The following is a 15,972-nucleotide window of genomic DNA, read 5'->3' as shown; positions in this document are numbered from 1 at the left end:
GAACGGGAACAGAGAACGAACGCCGCTCAGTCGTCCGACGGCGTCGCAGTCGCCGTCTCCAACTGCTCCTCGGCCGTCTCCACGCCGGCTTCGATATCCACGTCGACGCCGACTTCGTCCATCGCCTCGCCCACGGTTCGAATCCCGCGAAGAATCTGCTCGCTCGTCAGGTGACCCATGTTGCTCACGCGGAAGATTTCGCCACCGAGGTGCGCTTGGCCGCCGGAGATGCTGACGTTGCGGTCCTTGACGGCGTCGAAGAATGCACTCGAATCGTCGCCGTGAATCTGCTCGGGGAGCGAGATTGCCGTGAGCGTGTTCGAGAACTGCGTCGAGCCGTCGGCGCTGGGGAACGACTCCAGTCCCATCGCGCGGAACCCTTCGCGGAACGCGGCGGACTGGCGGTGATGGCGCGCGATGCGGTTCTCCATCCCCTCTGCCTCGATCTCTTCGACGGCGACCGCGAGCGCGCGGAACAGCGGGACGGCGCTCGTAAAGGGCGTCTGGTGGCTCTCGGCTTTGCGGAGATGCCAGTCGAGGTCCTCGTAAAAGGGCGCGGACTCGCCGTCGAGCGCCTCGATCGCTCGGTCGCGGACGTACATCGCGCTGACGCCCGGCGGCGCGGCCAGCGCCTTCTGGGCGTCGGTGATGGCGATATCGACGTTCCAGTCGTCGAGTCGGATCTCGTCGCCGCCGATGCTTGTGACGCCATCCATCACGAACAGTGCGTCGTGGTCGGCCGCGATTTCTCCGACTTCCTGCGCGGGGTTCAGGAGTCCGGTGCTCGTCTCGTTGTGGACCATCGTCACCACGTCGGTGTCGTCGGTGACGGCCTGCTCCACCGCATCGACCGAGATGGAGTCGCCCCAGTCGGCTTCGACGCGCGTCACCGACGCGTAGCGGTCGGCGATACGGGCGAAGCGGCGGCCGAACTTCCCGTTGACGAGCGAGACGACCTCGCCCCCGTCGCCGACGAGGTTGGCGATGGCCGCCTCCATCCCCATCGTCGCGGTGCCGTTGAGGATGAGCGACGTTCCGTCGTCGGCCGTCGACTCGCCCGAGAGCGTCGACCGTGTGAAGACGTAGTCGAGTCCGTCCTGTGCGCGCTCGTAAACCGCCTCGAACTCGTCGGAGCGGTGCGAGACCATCGGTTCGGCCATCGACTCCAGTACTTCGTCAGTGACCGGGACCGGCCCGGGATTTAACAGGAGGAACTCCTCGTCCATACGCCGCCGTTCAGTGCCCGGCCGCATAAGCCTCGCGGGATTCGCAAACGTCGCCAGAAGACGACTCGGCTCGTTACGAATCGCCGCGCGCCGCGGTCGCAGCGTCGTCAGCCCAGTCAGGGGCGTCGACGCGAATCTCTTCTTCCCTGTATTCGTACGAGACCTCCTGTGTGACGGCACTATTCCGGCTTAAAAGGTAGTGAGCGTACGTCTGCGTGTCGGTCGTGAGCGTCCACTCTATGTTTGCCGAGTGTATCACGTTCGTCGCTGGGTCGAATCGCATCTCGCCGGAGGCGTCAGTGAGACGGTACGACCGACTTCCGTTGTACCAACCGCTCTGCGGGCGAAGTACTCGGAGGCCCCGCTTGTCAGTTGCGTCGACTCGATCGTAGGACGCGAGCAGCAGCGTCCGCACGACCACCGACGCGGCCCCCGAAGGGTTTAACTCGTAGCCGGGGTCTTCGACGACCGAGACGACGGAGACCGTTCCGCCCTCCCGTTCCTCGTTGACGATTGTGCGGTCGGGGTCATCTCGGATACGCTGTACTCTCTGGTCAGCCTTCTCCCCGGTGAACACACTACGGGTCCGAATCATGTCGGTGGTCGCGTTCTGATAGGATTCGGTGACCGCACCCTCCGACACGTAACGCATGTACCGTCCCTCAGAGTCCGAGACAACCGCCTCGACCGAAACGATCGGGTCGCCGTCAACGGTGAGCTTCGCGTCGACCGCGTACTCGTCGGACTCGCCGACAACGAACGCTTCCTCGACCGGACGGTGGCCCCTCTCCGAAAACGGATAGAGGACGAACGAGATCATCGTCGCGTTGACCACCACCAGGAGGACGACGACCGAAACAGCTAGGAAGCGTTTGTTCATGATTGCCTTAATCGAAGGCTTGACTAAAACTAGCGAGTATGACGGGCGACCGAGGTCCTGACGCTTTTTATCGGAACGCCTACCAAGTGGGAGGTAATGAGCGACGAGTCGTCGAACCCGTATCTCCGCGATCCGCCGACGGAGTTCGAACCGGTCGAAGAGCTCTCCGAAGAGCGGGCGGAGATGCAGGCTGAAAAACTGCGCGAGGCCATTCGCGAACACGACCACCGCTACTACGTCGAGAACGACCCGGTCATCGCCGACCGGGCGTACGACGCGTTGTTCGCGCGCCTGCAGGAGTTAGAGGACGAGTTTGGCCTCCAGACCGACGACAGTCCGACCCGGCGCGTCGGCGGCGAACCGATGGACGGGTTGGCGACCGTCGAACACGTCGCGCCGATGCTCTCCATCGACCAGAGCGTCGAGGCCGACGACGTTCGCGCGTGGGCCGACCGGGTCCGGTCGGAAGTCGGCAAGAGCGAGTTCGTCTGCGAACCGAAGTTCGACGGCCTCTCGCTGGAAGTCGTTTACAGAGATGGAACGTACGAACGAGCCGCGACTCGCGGTAACGGCCGCGAGGGCGACGACGTGACCGAGCAGGTTCGTCGGATTCGCTCGATTCCGACGCGACTCCGCGGCGACTATCCCGACTACCTCGCCATCCGCGGCGAGGTGTTCATGCCGCGCGACGCGTTCCAGGAACACAACAAGGAGCGCGTCGAGCGCGGCAAGGACCCGTTCGCCAACCCTCGAAACGCCGCCGCCGGGACGCTCCGCCAACTCGACCCGAACGTCGTTGCCGAGCGCCCGCTCGACTGCTTCTTCTACGACGTTTTGGATGCTTCAATCAACTTCGAGACGAACGCCGCCGAGTACAAGGCGTTCGACGATTACGGGCTGAAGACCAACGAGCGCATCGACGTCGTCGACGACATCGAGGGCGCTATCGATTACCGCGACCGGACGATGGACGCCCGCGACGACCTGAACTACGAGATCGACGGCGTCGTCATCAAGGTGAACGACCGCGCAAAGTGCGAGCAGTTGGGCGCGACAGCACGATCGATTCGCTGGGCGTTCGCCTACAAGTTCCCGGCGCGAAGCGAGGTGACGACGGTCCAGAGCATCGTCGTTCAGGTCGGTCGAACGGGACGACTCACGCCCGTCGCGCTCCTCGACCCCGTCGACGTCGGCGGCGTGACCGTCTCGCGGGCGACGCTGCACAACGCCGACGAGATAGCCGAACTCGGCGTCAGCGTCGGCGACAAAGTCCGCATCAAGCGGGCGGGTGACGTGATTCCGTACGTCGAAGAGGTCGTCGAAAACGGCGAGGACGGCCACTTCGAGTTCCCCGAGCACTGTCCGGTCTGCGGGAGCGCCGTCGAACGCGACGGCCCTATCGCCTACTGCACCGGGGGGCTGGCGTGCGACGCCCAACTCGAGCGCGCCATCGAGCACTACGCGAGCAGAGACGCCCTCGACATCGAGGGGCTCGGCGGCGAGCGCGTCGAGCAGCTCCTCGGCTCGGGACTCGTCGACTCTCTCCCGGGCCTCTATGACCTCACCCGCGAGGAACTGTCCAAACTCGACGGCTGGGGCGAGACGAGCGCCGACAACCTCGTCTCCGAACTCGAAGCCGCAAAGTCGCCCACGCTGACCGAGTTCCTGACGGCCATCGGCATCCCGGAGGTGGGGCTGACGACGGCACGCGACCTCGCCCGCGAGTTCGCCACGCTGGACACCGTGATGGATGCCGACGCCGAAGAGCTAGAGGAGGTCGACGGCGTGGGGCCGACCGTCGCCGGGAAGATTCGCGAGTTCTTCGGGAGCGATGAGAACCGCGAGACCATCGCGGCGTTGCGCGAACGCGGCGTCGAACCCCAGGAGTGCGAAACCGACGACGGCGGCGACGAACTCGATGGCCTCACGTTCGTCTTCACGGGTGCGCTGTCGGTGACGCGAGACGAAGCCGAGGCGCTGGTGCAGGCACACGGCGCGAACGCGACGGGCAGCGTCTCGGGCAACACCGATTACCTCGTCGCCGGCGACAGTCCCGGCCAGTCGAAGGTGGACGACGCGGACGCGAACGAGGTGCCGGTACTGGAGGAAGACGAGTTCGCGGAGTTGCTGGAGGAGTACGGCATCGAGTACGAGGCGTAGAACTCCGCAGTCGGGTTCAGAGGTCGACCGATTCGAATCGAAGATAGCCGAGAAGCGGCGGCACCGTGAGCCACACGAGAAGCATCCCGACGGCGGCGAGTTGCAGTTGCGCGCTCTGCCCGCTGAACAACTCTCCACCCAGGAACGCGTTGGAGACTATTTTGAACGCCGCGTTCGGGTTCAACAGTTGGAACGCCGTGAACAGGTCCTGTCCGGAGACGGGGAGCCACGACGGGCCGCCGCCCATCCCGAGATACAGTTGCAGCGGGAACCGAACCGCCCCCCACAGCGGGACGAACAGGAAGTACAGCGCGATGGCACCGGCGACGGCGAGTCGCTGCGAAGACATCGCCGCGGAGAAGCCGACGGCGATGGCAACGAAGACGACGCCGAGGAAGACGGTGAGAAGGGTGTAGCCGATGTACGAACCGGCGTCGAACTGCAACGGACCGACCGCCAACAGCAGCGCCGGAACGACGAACCCGACGACGATGGGTACGGCTAACGCCAGCGAGCGGCCGACGACTTTCCCGAACACCACGTCGGCGCGCGAGTGCGGCAGCGCTAGCAGGAGCTTCAGTGATCCGGAGTCGCGCTCACCGACGACTGCGCTGTACGCCATCACAAGCGCGATGAGCGGGATGAGCGTCGTCACGAGCGTCCCGCTGACCAGTCCGAGTAGCTGGTTCGAACTGAACGTCTGGCCGGGTCCGGGGCGGACGAAGTACGCCGCGGCGGCAATGAGCAACACGAAGAACGCGGTGAGACCGAGCACCCACCGCGAGCGGACGGCGTCCTCGAAATCCTTCCGCGCGACGGCTTGCCAACTCATGCCGACGCCTCCGGTTTCCGTTCATCTTCGGTGTACGAGAGGAAGAGGTCCTCCAGCGACACCGACTGGGTTTCGAAGTCGTTGACGGTAACGCCCTGTTCTTCGAGCGCGGCGATGACTTTCGTCTTCGCACCGCTGTCACAGGAGACGGTGACGGTGCCGCCGTCGGTCGTCGCATCGGAGACGCCCTCGAGCGCGCGAACGGCGTCGAGGTCGTCCTGACTGGCGCTGTCGACGGTGAGCACGAGCGTCTCCTCGCCGCCCGCCGCGTCGCGGAGGCTCTCGATGCTGTCCTCGGCGATGAGTTCGCCCTCGCGCATGATGCCGACACGGTCGCAGACCGACTCGACCTGTCCGAGCACGTGACTGGAGAAGAACACCGTTGCGCCGCGTTCGGCCTCGCCGCGCACGATGTCGCGCATCTCCTTCGCTCCGGCGGGGTCCAACCCCGACGAGGGTTCGTCGAGGATGAGAAGGTCCGGATCGCCGACGAGCGCCATCCCGAGCGCGAGACGCTGGCGCATCCCTTTCGAGTAGCCGCCCGCCTTCCGATCGGCCGCGTCCGAGAGACCGACGCGCGCGAGCATCTCGTCGGGGGAGACGTCGACGTCCTTCGAGCGGAGCGCGAACTCGATGTGTTTGCGCCCGGTGAGGCGGTCGTACACGTCGAACCCCTCCGGGAGCACGCCGGTTCGCTGCCGGACGGTGACGCTCTCGCGCTGGGCGTCGTGGCCCAACACGCGCACGGTCCCCGAGGTGGGACGAACGAAGTCCAACAGCATGTTTATCGTCGTCGACTTCCCCGCACCGTTCGGTCCGAGGAAGCCAAACACCTCGCCCTCCGAGACTGTGAGGTCGAGGTCGCGGACGGCCGTCACGTCGCCGTACCGCTTAGTCACGTCCGACAGTTCAATCGCTGGCATGGTCCGGGCTTGCCGCGGTCCAAAATAAAGTGTTTTGGGTTCCGTGCTACCGTGGTTCGTGGGCGTTTCGCGGGGCCGTTTCACAGCATAGCGGCCGTACGACCGCCGCAGAACACCGATGAGGAAGTTACACCTCGTCGTCGGGCGCGTGCGACTCCGCCATCCGCTCGGCCTCGGTCGCGTAACGTTCGCGTCGCTCGGGGTCGTTGATCGTTTCGAGGTTGTCCGGGTCGACGTCGACGGCAGCAGTCGTGTCGTACTTGTCGATGACGGTGACTGAGAGTTCCTTTCTGTAGCTCCGCTCGCCGTCGAGCGTTGCGTAGGTGAGCACGATGAGGTCGCGGTCGGTGTAGTCGCGTTCGACGAACCAGCAGCGGACGGTGTCGGTCATGCTCCGAGGTTCGGCCGACGGCGGTTTGTAGGTGGCGGACAGTCTCAGCGGTCTTCGTCGGCGAACCGGCCCCGCACTGGCGGTCACAGCGGTGACAGCCGCAACCGGTCGGAACGGCCCGAACGCGTCACCCTCAAGCCCGTCCGCCACTAATCGGAGACGAATGGACGCGAGCGGCGTTCGCGAACGTGTAGCCGACTTACCGAAAGAGCCCGGCGTCTACCAGTTTCTGGCCGACGACGTAGTTCTGTACGTGGGGAAAGCCGTCGACCTCAGGAGTCGAGTCCGGTCGTACGCCGACCCCCGCAGCGACCGCATCCGGCGGATGGTTCGGCGAGCCGAGAAAATTGATTTCGCTGTCACCGACACCGAGACGCAGGCGCTCCTCTTGGAAGCGAACCTCATCAAGCGCCACCAACCGAAGTACAACGTCCGCCTCAAGGACGACAAATCCTACCCGCTCGTCCAGTTGACCGACCACCCCGTCCCGCGAATCGAGGTGACGCGCGACCCCGAGGAGGGAGCCACGGTGTTCGGTCCATACACCGACAAAGGGAGAGTGGACGTCGTCGTGAAGGCGCTCCGAGAGACGTACGGCGTCCGCGGCTGTTCGGACCACAAGTACAGCGGGCGCGACCGACCGTGTCTCGACTACGAGATGGGTCTCTGCACGGCCCCCTGTACCGGCGAAATCTCCGAGGAAGCGTACCGAAAGGACGCGAACTCGGTCGTGCGATTCTTCGAGGGCGAGACGGGCGTGCTCGCCGACCCGCTCCGACAAGCGATGGAGGAGGCATCGCAGAACCGGGAGTTCGAGCGCGCGGCGAACCTCCGGGACAAACTCGACGCCGTCGAATCGTTCCACGGCGGCGGCGGCGAAGCTGTCTCCGGGCGGAGCCGCGAGCGCGAAGTCGACGTGCTGGCGGCGACTATCGAAGGCGACACCGCAACTGTCGCCCGCCTCCACAGCGAGCGGGGGCAGTTGGTCGACCGGTCGCGACACCGCCTGCAGGCGCCGGAGGGCGAGGACAGAGTCGCCGAGGTACTGGCGGCCTTTATCCCGCAGTACTACGCCGAGCGGCGACTCCCCGACGCCCTGCTGCTCTCGGAGCGACCCGACGACGCCGAACTGTTCGCGTGGCTCGAAGCCGAGGGCGTCGACGTCCGCGTCCCGGGCGCGGGTCGGGAAGCGAAGCTCGTCGAGTTGGCGCTGAAGAACGCCCGCCGCGGTCCCGCCCGCGGCGACGAGCTCGGAGCGCTGGCGGACGCGCTCGGCATCGCCCGACCGACGCGAATCGAGGGGTTCGACGTGAGTCACGCCCAAGGAAAGGCCGTCGTCGGCAGCAACGTGTGTTTCGTGGACGGGAGCGCGCAAAAATCCGACTACAGACGAAAGAAACTGCCCGACCGCAACGACGACTATGGAAACATGCGCGAGTTGATTCGCTGGCGGGCCGAGCGCGCCGTTGAGGGGCGCGACGACAGACCCAATCCCGACTTACTCCTCATCGACGGCGGCGACGGGCAGCTGGGCGCGGCCCAAGACGCACTCCGCGAAGTCGGGTGGGACGTTTCGGCGATTGCACTGGCCAAAGACGAGGAACTGGTCATTACCGATTCGGGTGTCTACAACTGGCCGAGCGACGCGCCGCACCTCCACGTGCTCCAGCGCGTCCGCGACGAGGCCCACCGGTTCGCCGTCTCTTACCACCAGACGCTGCGCGACGAGGTGAAGACAGTGTTGGACGACGTGCCGGGTGTCGGTCCCGCGACGCGACGGAATCTCCTCAGGCGATTTGGCAGCGTCGACAGCATCCGGACGGCGTCGGCCGACGACCTTCGCGACGTGCCTGGTGTCGGCGAGAAGACGGCGACGGCGCTCAAACGGCGACTGTCGGGCGGGCAGTGACCGACGAGTCGGGTCTGTCAAAAGTTATTTAATATATTCCAACATCTTTCGGGGTGTAGCCCGCTCCGCGCTCTCCAAGCCCTCCACCGCTTGGTCGCGACTCGAGCTACGGCTACGACCAAACCATGACACGACGATTCAACCTGTTACTCGTCGCGCTGGTCGTGCTGAGCGCACTACCGGCGGCGGCTGCCTTCCCGGTAGCCGACGACGAGACCGACGTGAACGCGGCGACGGCGTCCGTCGCCGCGACCGAAGAGACTGCAGAGACCAACTACACCCGACTGTACATCGACACCGACGACAGCTATCGTGACGTGAAACCGGGCGAGAGCCTCGATTACACCGTCAGCGTCAAGAACGGCGAGGACGAGGCAGTCGAGGTCGATCCGCATCTCTCCGCCACGCCGATGGCGGAGTTCCCGCTGGAGAGCGAGTGGGTCGACATCGACGGCCCGACCAGCATCGAGGCGGGTGAGACTGCCGAGTACACCGTCAGCGTCGAGGTTCCCGAAGACGCGGAGACGGCCGACTACCGCGGCCTCGTCGCGTTCACCGACGAGACGGTGACCTACCCCGGCCGCCCGGCACAGCCGATTCACTCCGCCCACGTCGTCGCCAACGTGTGGCGAGAGCCGACCGTGAAGATTCACTCCGACACGTACGTCCGCGCGCAGGTCGAAGCCGGAGATAGCTTCACGCGCCAGCTGGTCATCGAGAACACCGGCGACAGCGCCGTGCCGCTGAACCCCGAGCTGACCACCGAGCGACGGCACTGCAGCGGTCACTGTCCGAATCAGCTGAACCCCTCGTGGATAGATATCGACGGACCCAACCAGATCGCGCCCGGCGAGACGGCGACCGTTTCGATCACCGTGTCGCCGCCCGAAGCGGCCGACCGCGGCCGGTACAACGCCGACGTCAACCTCGGCTTGAACGACCCGAACCGACAGGCGAACAACGACTACTGGCAGCGGGTCGGCGTCAACTTCGTCGTCTGGAAACAGCCGTCCGAGGCGTTCGAGACCGGCTTCGAGGTGAGCGACGACACCGAGAACGTGACGCTCACGCTCTCGCCGAACGGCTACCACGGTGCCGAAGACCGTGAGGACGCCAGTTTCGACGTCGAGTTCGTTGACCCCGACGGCAACGTCGTCGAGGCCGAACGCGTCCGCGTCAGCAGCAGCGGATTCGTTGACCTGAGCGGCGAGCGCGCGCGGAACGCCGTCGAACAAGGTGACGACTATGCAATTCGCAACGGCGGTGAGGAGTTCGTCTACCGCGTCAACGACCCGGCCGCGGGCGAGTGGACGCTCCGCGTCACGCCGGAGAACACCATCGGGTTCCAGTACGAACTGGACCGTATCGAGTCGAGCGAGTAACGAGCGATCGACGAAACCCGACGCGGGATTATTTTATCCGTCGACCGAGGCGACGAGGCGGTAGTCCGCGACGGCTTCGGCCGACTGACCGGTTTCGGGGTACGTCGACTCGAACGTCCACGACCGTCCGGCGGCGAGTTCGCGAACGTCTACCGTCGCCGTCTCCAGCGTCTCGCCGGAGTCGTCGAGAAAGAACACTCGAAGCGAGAGCCCCGAGAGCGTCGCGTCGCCGGTGTTCGTCACCGTCCCGGTGACTGCGGCGAGTTCGTCCGATTCTCCTTCGTTCGTCCGGACGAGGTCGTGCTCGGTGAGTTCGACACTCACGTCTCCGGCGTCGAACGTCGGTGCGGGCGTCGATGTCGGCGTCGCGGTGTCGTTCGACGTCGTTGACGAACCGACGTCGGCGGGATTCGAACCGCCCAGGAACGTTTCGGTACAGCCAGCGGTGGCGGTCAGTACAGTGGTACCGGCTATCGAGAGGAGGGCGCGGCGGCGCATAGCCCACGATTAATGTCTGTATTACTAACTGTTTCGGAGAAACGGCAGTCTGGTGCGAAAACGACGACCGTGTAGGCGGCGATTTCGTCAACGTTGAAGTCGCTTACCGCTGATTAGTAGGCGTATATCGTTATAGTGGGACGGTGTAGCCGTGAGCATGATTCCGCTTCTCGACCACGCAGTCGCCGAACCGCTGATCGGCGTCGCCCCGAGCCTCGTCGAGCCAGATCCGACCAACTTCGGGTTGGCCTTCGGGACGATCGCAGTCATGTTCTGTCTGCTGATGTGTGGGCAAAGCGCCGTCGGCTACGTCCGCGCTCGACGCCGGCAGACGCGGTTGCTAGACCAACTCTCGCGATAGACCGAGAGACTGCTCTTTTTCGCAGGCCGCGAGGCCTACGTTCGGTGTGAGATGCGACGATTGCATGTGGCGTGGATGATCGCAATACCTGCACGCGACGTGGAATACGGCGACTACGCGTCCGCGAGCGACACGAAAAAGCGAGAGAATCGGAGCGCGGCGGTTACGCGATTTTGCCGTACTGGTCGCGGAGTTTCTCGGCGGCGTCGTCCATCAACCCTTCTTCGTACTCGTCGAAATCCCAGTCGACGACCTCCACAACGCCCTCGGAGCCGAGTTTGACGGGGACGCCGAAGGCGGTGTCCTCGTAACCGTACTCGCCGTCGAGAACAAGGCTACCCGGGAGCACCTCGCCAGTGTCGCGGAGGACGGCTTCGACCATGTGGGCGACGCCTGTCGCCGGACCCCACTGGGTAGCGCCTTTCCGGCTGATGACGTCCATCGCCGACTCCTGCAGGTCGGTGAGAATCTCGTCTTTCTCCTCGTCGGAGAACTCAGGGTCGCGGCCGTCGACGCGGACCTTCGAGAACACCGGCACCTGTGCGTCGCCGTGCTCGCCGAGAATTGTCGCTTCGACGTTCTTCACGGGCGCGCCGAAGCGCTCGGAGAGCACGTAGCGGAAGCGCGCGGAGTCGAGGCGGCCGCCGAAGCCGATGACCTTGTGACGGTCGCGGTCGCCGGTCTCGTAGAGGTGGCGGTTGAGCAGGTCGACCGGGTTCGAGGTGGTGATGGAGACGAAGTCGTCGTTGTACTCCGCCAGTGAGGAGCTGATATTCTCCATGATGGGCGCGTTGTCGCCCGCGAGGTCGATGCGGGTCTGTCCCTCCTTGCGCGGGATGCCCGCCGTGATGACGACGACGTCGGAACCTTCGGTGTCCTCGTAGCCGCCCTGTCGGACGACCGTGTTCGAGTCGTACGCGATGCCGTGGTTCGTGTCGGCCGCCTGTCCGACCGTCTTGTCCTCCATGTCCGGGATGTCGACGAAGACGAGTTCGTCGGCGACGTCCCGAAGCGCGATGTTATACCCAGCGGCGGCGCCCACCGTTCCGGCGGCACCGACCACGCTCACTTTCGTCATAACACGTGAATTTGGCCGGGGAACGCGATTAAGCGCTTCGGAACCCCCCATAGAACCGGACGAACTCGATTTCGGGACCGTGAGTCGTAGACAGCACGGCGTCGAACGGGTGCTTCGAGCCCACAGCGAGACGGAACGAGGCGATACCACGGAGGTGACGAGCGCTCTCCCGGTGACTTTTTCGGCACAGGAGACCTTGTGCCGCGATATGAGCGAGTTCGACAAGGAAGCGGAGCGCGAGAAACTCCGAAAGAAGTTCGCCCGCGACGAGGAGAAGCGCAAATCCACCCAGCGGATGAGTGAACTGCTCTTGAAAGGGGCGACGATGACGAACAGACACTGCGACACCTGCGGCGACCCGATTTTCCGCTATCAGGGCCAAGAGTTCTGTCCGACGTGTCAGAACGCACAGGTCGCCGAGTCGAGCGAGGCGACTCAGGCCGCCGATGGAGCCGACGAGACGCAGGCAGAGCAGAAGCCGAGAAGCGACGAAGTCGAAGTGACGCCCGAGCCACCGCAGTCGAGGGCGCCGTCGACAACTCAGCGTGCGGCGGAGGACGTAACCGACGATACGGCGGCCACACAGCAGTCCACACCAACCTCGTCTGCGTCGGTAAACACCCAGATAGCGAGTTCGTCGCCGTCACAGTCGGCTTCTGCTTCCGGCGACCTGAGCGAGGCACGCACCGCGCTCGTCCGGACGGTGACGCGGTACGCGACGGCGGCCGAATCGGCTGACGACCCGCGACGCGCCAAAGAACTGTTGGCCGCTGCCAGAGAAGCAGCAGAGACGCTCTCCGCGCTGAATCGATAGCCCGACCTTCGAACCGAGACCGGCAGAATGCCTCCAAGTCGCTCCGCTCCACTTCGCTCCGTTTTGCTCACCGCAGGACGTGAGCGACCCACATCCCTCGACGCGGGGTTAGCCGGTCGCTGAAACGTCTCGTGTCGCGTCCGTCGGTGAGGTGGTGGTTTCGCCGTCGTCGCGGTCGGAGTCGACGGCGATGGTCGGACGCCCGAGTTCGCTTCCGGAACAGGGGTACGGAGCCGTCATCGCTTCGTGTTGGGGTGGTCCGTACTGTCGCTTCAGACTCTCTGTCTTCTCCGTTCTCGACTCGTGCTGAGCCGTACCGTACAGCACCATCTCGCTAACCGAATCGGGCGAATCGTGAGACGTCATCGGATAACTGGTATGAGTGATTTACGACTCGTACGTCCTGTGAATCGTCGTCTTCTGACACACGATGCGTTCACGCGGGTCGTGGATTCGTAACTCGATAGTGCGCCGTGAACGTGTATCGACTCCGTTCGGGCGGACAGGTCCGTTCGCTACCGCCGTAGAGCAAGCGTTCGTCCGAGCGGTGGTGCTCGTGTTGCGGTGGTCCGTACTGCGTGACATCGTGCGACCGCGCCATATTGTCAGATGGTAGAGAGAACTATATGAGCTTTACTCTGGATCAGTATATGGCCACTAGAGGGCCTAATACACCTAGTATTCGCTGCCGACGACTTCTCGGATGCGGTCGGCGGTCACTTCGCCGACGCCGTGAACGTCGAGGAGTTCGTCTTTCGAGGCGATCATGACGGCTTCGACGGAACCGAAGTGTTCGAGCAGCGCCCGTGCGGAGACCGGTCCGATGTCGGCGATTGAACTGACGACGTACTCTTGCTGTTCGTCGAGCGTCTTCGCGCTCTTCTCGCCGTGGACGCGGACCGCGCGGTCAGCGCTCGCCTGTTCGCGCGTAGCGATGACTTCCAGCAGGTCGGCAGTATCTTTCTCGTCCACCGTCCGCAGGACGCTCACCCCGAAGTCGACGGCGAGACTGGAGATCGCGCCCCGAATCGCGTTCGGGTGGACGTTGCGCTCCTCGTAGAGGCGGTCGCCCTCGATGACGACGATAGGCCGCGAGTAGTGTCGCGACATGTCGGCGACTTGCTCGAACAGCGAGCGGTCGCCCCCGGTGAGCGTGTCGAGGAAGTCCGACACCGACTTGCGCTCGACGGCAACGCGGTCCGAGAGCACGTAGTCGCCGACGGCGAGCGTCTCCAGTCTGGTCCGAATCCCTTCCCGGGTGGAGAGGTCGCGGGCGATGGTCGAATCGAGTTCGCGCTGGTCGGCGACGATTTCGACGGTGTCCTCCTTGTCGCTGCTGTCGGCGGTGGCGACGACAGCGTCTTCGCTGTCGGTGTCGGTATCGTCGGTCCCGCCGAAATCGTCGGCGTCCGACGCTGGTTCCGTCTCCTTGGCCTCCGAGAAATCCGTCAACCCCGGCTGCATCCGCTTCTCGCGGGCGCTCGGACCGCCGCCTCCGCCTGCGCTCACCTCGAAGTCGCCGAGGCGCTGCTGGGAGTCGTCGAGTTCGTCCTCGACTTCGTCGGCGACGCCCTTCAGTTTCTTCAGCTCGTCTTCCATCTGACTCTCCTTTCGACGGGAAATCCAGAAGTACGCCTCGTCGCGGGTGTCTTCGGCCATGAGAACGACGACGCGACCTTCGGTCTGGCGACCGGTTCGGCCTTTCCGCTGGATGGAGCGAATCGCCGTCGGCACGGGTTCGTAAAACAGCACGAGGTCGACCTCCGGCACGTCGAGACCCTCCTCAGCGACGGAGGTGGAGACGAGCACCTCAAACTCCCCGGCGCGGAAGGCGTCGAGCGTCTCCTGCTGTTGCTTCTGGGTCATCCCGTCCGACCCTTCCTTGTCGCCCTGCCCGACGAACCGCCGCGTGTCGAAGCTCTCGGAGAGGAAGTCGGTCAGCGCTTCGGCGGTGTCGCGCGACTCGGTGAAGACGATGACGCGCTCGCCGCCGCCGAGGCCGAGCGTCTCCGCCAGCAGGATGCGCGTCTTCGAGAACTTCGGGTGGAGTTCGTCAAACGACTCCGCGAGTCGCATCGCCTCTCGCACTTTGGGTTCGGCGATAAGGCGCTGACTCGCCTTCGACGCGCCCGAGGAGCGAGCGGCGTTACGCTGGCGCTCGAAGTACCGGCGGACGGACTCGACGCTCTGCGTCTCGACGAGTTCGACCGCCCGCCGGAGCTTCATCACCTCCGCGTGGACGGACATCCCCTTGTAGCCGTCGCCGTCGTCGGCGTTTATCATCTTCTGGAGTTCCGCGCGGATGCCGTTGAGTTGTTTCTGGGAGATGTCGGGGCTCGTCGCCCGCGTCACGCCGAGCGACTTCAGCTTGCTCAGTCGGTCTTTGATGACCTCGTTGAGCGCGTCGCGGATGGTCAGAATCTCGTCGGGGAGGCTGATCCGCTCCCACTCGACTTCGGTGTCGTAGGTGTACTCGGCCACGTCGGCGTCGTCCTCGGTCATCACCGTCACGTCGACGAGTCCGAGGTTCTCACAGACAGTGAGGATATCCTCCTTGTCGCCGCCGGGCGACGCGCTCATCCCGGTGACGAGCGGGTTTTCGGCATCCTGGTGGTAGCGCTCAGCGATGTAGACGTAGGCGTAGTCGCCGGTGCCGCGGTGACACTCGTCGAAGGTGAGATGGGTGACGCGTTCGAGGCTCACTCTGCCGCCGACGAGGTCGTTCTCGACCACTTGGGGGGTGGCGATGACGATCTGCGCGTCGTCCCACAGCGCCGCCCGGTCGTCGGGACGCACGTCGCCGGTGAAGACGACGATGTCGTCGTCGGGAATCGAGAGCGCCTCGCGGTAGAAGTCGGCGTGCTGCTGGACGAGCGGTTTCGTCGGCGCGAGCAGCAGCGATTTACCGCCGACCTCCGAGAGTCGTTCGGCGGTCACGAGGAGGCTGACCGTGGTCTTGCCCAGACCCGTAGGGAGACAGACGAGCGTGTGGCTCTCCCGGGCCGCCCCGGCGAGTTGAATCTGGTAGAGGCGGCGCTCGATGAAACTGGGGGCGAGAAGCGGGTGGTCGACGTAGGCGACCTCGTCGCTGGCGGCCATCGGGTCGGCTTCGTCGTTCTCTCGGATAAGGTTTCGTGAACCGCGGTGAAAGTAGAGCGAGCGGTCTGAACGCCGCGGAGCGGCCGTCCGAGCCGCTTGCGGGAGGCTTACGGGACGACCTGCTCGCCGTCGTCGTCGTACACTCTGATGGCGTCGACGGGGCAGACGCGGGCGGCGAACTCCGCGTCGAACTCCGCGTCCTCGGGCACTTCGCGGACGAACAGTTGGTTGTCGGTCTCTTCAGAGCCCTCGAGGTCGGCTTTCCCGTCGTCCAAGTTCTTCTCGAACGCCGCCCACTCGTCGACGCACTGGTACATCCCGATGCAGGTGTCGCGGTCGAACTCGATTCGCATACCTGACGTTCGACAGTCGATTACAAAGCGGTGACGGGACCTCACGACCGGAGTACCGTCGATTCA

14 protein-coding genes are annotated in these 15,972 nt (G+C 64.7%); 5 read left to right on the top strand and 9 right to left on the bottom strand.

Going from position 1 to position 15,972, the window contains the following annotated elements:
• Window positions 1-26: 26 nt before the first annotated feature.
• Together LAQ58_RS15295 and LAQ58_RS15290 are read right to left on the bottom strand one after the other, a co-directional pair.
• Window positions 27-1,226 (bottom strand): pyridoxal-phosphate-dependent aminotransferase family protein, encoded by a 1,200-nt coding sequence (locus LAQ58_RS15295; RefSeq protein WP_224448301.1) that lies wholly within the window; start codon window positions 1,224-1,226, stop codon window positions 27-29.
• 73 nt (window positions 1,227-1,299) lie between these two features.
• On the bottom strand, window positions 1,300-2,106 hold the full coding sequence (locus LAQ58_RS15290) for a hypothetical protein (RefSeq protein ID WP_224448300.1): 807 nt from the start codon (window positions 2,104-2,106) through the stop codon (window positions 1,300-1,302).
• A 96-nt stretch (window positions 2,107-2,202) separates the two neighbouring features.
• Here LAQ58_RS15290 and ligA point away from each other — a divergent pair, with 96 nt between their 5' ends.
• Window positions 2,203-4,266, top strand: a complete 2,064-nt coding sequence (gene ligA, locus LAQ58_RS15285) for an NAD-dependent DNA ligase LigA (RefSeq protein WP_224448299.1) — start codon at window positions 2,203-2,205, stop codon at window positions 4,264-4,266.
• A 16-nt stretch (window positions 4,267-4,282) separates the two neighbouring features.
• Here ligA and LAQ58_RS15280 read toward each other — a convergent pair whose 3' ends face one another.
• The 3 genes from LAQ58_RS15280 to LAQ58_RS15270 all read right to left on the bottom strand — a co-directional run bounded on the left by LAQ58_RS15280 (window position 4,283) and on the right by LAQ58_RS15270 (window position 6,412).
• Window positions 4,283-5,098, bottom strand: a complete 816-nt coding sequence (locus tag LAQ58_RS15280; protein ID WP_224448298.1) for an ABC transporter permease subunit — start codon at window positions 5,096-5,098, stop codon at window positions 4,283-4,285.
• Window positions 5,095-6,021, bottom strand: a complete 927-nt coding sequence (locus LAQ58_RS15275; protein WP_224448297.1) for an ABC transporter ATP-binding protein — start codon at window positions 6,019-6,021, stop codon at window positions 5,095-5,097. The genes LAQ58_RS15280 and LAQ58_RS15275 overlap by 4 nt, the downstream gene beginning before the upstream one ends.
• Window positions 6,022-6,148: 127 nt before the next feature.
• Entirely contained in the window at window positions 6,149-6,412 is a 264-nt protein-coding gene (locus LAQ58_RS15270) for a DUF7967 family protein (RefSeq protein WP_224448296.1), read from the bottom strand.
• Window positions 6,413-6,575: 163 nt separating this feature from the next.
• Between LAQ58_RS15270 and LAQ58_RS15265 the strand changes: the two genes are divergently transcribed.
• Window positions 6,576-8,321 carry an excinuclease ABC subunit C gene (locus tag LAQ58_RS15265; RefSeq protein WP_224448295.1) on the top strand — a complete coding sequence of 582 codons (1,746 nt, stop codon included), beginning with the start codon at window positions 6,576-6,578 and terminating at the stop codon, window positions 8,319-8,321.
• Window positions 8,322-8,446: 125 nt separating this feature from the next.
• Entirely contained in the window at window positions 8,447-9,703 is a 1,257-nt protein-coding gene (locus LAQ58_RS15260) for a COG1470 family protein (protein WP_224448294.1), read from the top strand.
• Between the two features lie 33 nt (window positions 9,704-9,736).
• Here the strand turns inward: LAQ58_RS15260 and LAQ58_RS15255 are convergent, their stop codons facing one another.
• On the bottom strand, window positions 9,737-10,201 hold the full coding sequence (locus tag LAQ58_RS15255; protein ID WP_224448293.1) for an FxLYD domain-containing protein: 465 nt from the start codon (window positions 10,199-10,201) through the stop codon (window positions 9,737-9,739).
• Between the two features lie 157 nt (window positions 10,202-10,358).
• On the opposite strand from LAQ58_RS15255, the gene LAQ58_RS15250 reads away from it, so the two are divergent.
• Window positions 10,359-10,562: a hypothetical protein gene (locus LAQ58_RS15250; protein ID WP_224448292.1), complete on the top strand. Its 204-nt coding sequence runs from the start codon at window positions 10,359-10,361 to the stop codon at window positions 10,560-10,562.
• 163 nt (window positions 10,563-10,725) lie between these two features.
• Here LAQ58_RS15250 and mdh read toward each other — a convergent pair whose 3' ends face one another.
• Window positions 10,726-11,640 carry a malate dehydrogenase gene (gene mdh, locus LAQ58_RS15245; protein WP_224448291.1) on the bottom strand — a complete coding sequence of 305 codons (915 nt, stop codon included), beginning with the start codon at window positions 11,638-11,640 and terminating at the stop codon, window positions 10,726-10,728.
• A gap of 208 nt (window positions 11,641-11,848) precedes the next feature.
• On the opposite strand from mdh, the gene LAQ58_RS15240 reads away from it, so the two are divergent.
• On the top strand, window positions 11,849-12,454 hold the full coding sequence (locus tag LAQ58_RS15240) for an Sjogren's syndrome/scleroderma autoantigen 1 family protein (protein ID WP_224448290.1): 606 nt from the start codon (window positions 11,849-11,851) through the stop codon (window positions 12,452-12,454).
• 675 nt (window positions 12,455-13,129) lie between these two features.
• Here LAQ58_RS15240 and LAQ58_RS15235 read toward each other — a convergent pair.
• A complete protein-coding gene (locus LAQ58_RS15235) occupies window positions 13,130-15,553 on the bottom strand; it encodes a DEAD/DEAH box helicase (protein ID WP_224448289.1) in 2,424 nt (807 codons plus the stop codon).
• A gap of 107 nt (window positions 15,554-15,660) precedes the next feature.
• Complete coding sequence (locus tag LAQ58_RS15230) at window positions 15,661-15,906, bottom strand: ferredoxin (RefSeq protein ID WP_224448288.1); 246 nt, start codon at window positions 15,904-15,906, stop codon at window positions 15,661-15,663.
• Between the last annotated feature and the right edge of the window lie 66 nt (window positions 15,907-15,972).

The organism is Haloprofundus salilacus (genome assembly GCF_020150815.1).
In the GTDB taxonomy this organism is placed as follows: Archaea; Halobacteriota; Halobacteria; order Halobacteriales; family Haloferacaceae; genus Haloprofundus; species Haloprofundus salilacus.
This window is presented reverse-complemented; position numbering and strand designations above follow the sequence as displayed.

What these genes read in the sequence shown, in the direction of transcription:
- LAQ58_RS15235 (WP_224448289.1), bottom strand. Translation starts at nt 15,553, where the DNA reads ATGGCCGCCAGCGACGAGGTCGCCTACGTCGACCACCCGCTTCTCGCC.
- LAQ58_RS15260 (WP_224448294.1), top strand. Translation starts at nt 8,447, where the DNA reads ATGACACGACGATTCAACCTGTTACTCGTCGCGCTGGTCGTGCTGAGC.
- LAQ58_RS15295 (WP_224448301.1), bottom strand. Translation starts at nt 1,226, where the DNA reads ATGGACGAGGAGTTCCTCCTGTTAAATCCCGGGCCGGTCCCGGTCACT.
- LAQ58_RS15230 (WP_224448288.1), bottom strand. Translation starts at nt 15,906, where the DNA reads ATGCGAATCGAGTTCGACCGCGACACCTGCATCGGGATGTACCAGTGC.
- LAQ58_RS15290 (WP_224448300.1), bottom strand. Translation starts at nt 2,106, where the DNA reads ATGAACAAACGCTTCCTAGCTGTTTCGGTCGTCGTCCTCCTGGTGGTG.
- LAQ58_RS15275 (WP_224448297.1), bottom strand. Translation starts at nt 6,021, where the DNA reads ATGCCAGCGATTGAACTGTCGGACGTGACTAAGCGGTACGGCGACGTG.
- LAQ58_RS15280 (WP_224448298.1), bottom strand. Translation starts at nt 5,098, where the DNA reads ATGAGTTGGCAAGCCGTCGCGCGGAAGGATTTCGAGGACGCCGTCCGC.
- LAQ58_RS15265 (WP_224448295.1), top strand. Translation starts at nt 6,576, where the DNA reads ATGGACGCGAGCGGCGTTCGCGAACGTGTAGCCGACTTACCGAAAGAG.
- LAQ58_RS15240 (WP_224448290.1), top strand. Translation starts at nt 11,849, where the DNA reads ATGAGCGAGTTCGACAAGGAAGCGGAGCGCGAGAAACTCCGAAAGAAG.
- LAQ58_RS15255 (WP_224448293.1), bottom strand. Translation starts at nt 10,201, where the DNA reads ATGCGCCGCCGCGCCCTCCTCTCGATAGCCGGTACCACTGTACTGACC.
- ligA (WP_224448299.1), top strand. Translation starts at nt 2,203, where the DNA reads ATGAGCGACGAGTCGTCGAACCCGTATCTCCGCGATCCGCCGACGGAG.
- LAQ58_RS15270 (WP_224448296.1), bottom strand. Translation starts at nt 6,412, where the DNA reads ATGACCGACACCGTCCGCTGCTGGTTCGTCGAACGCGACTACACCGAC.
- LAQ58_RS15250 (WP_224448292.1), top strand. Translation starts at nt 10,359, where the DNA reads ATGATTCCGCTTCTCGACCACGCAGTCGCCGAACCGCTGATCGGCGTC.
- mdh (WP_224448291.1), bottom strand. Translation starts at nt 11,640, where the DNA reads ATGACGAAAGTGAGCGTGGTCGGTGCCGCCGGAACGGTGGGCGCCGCC.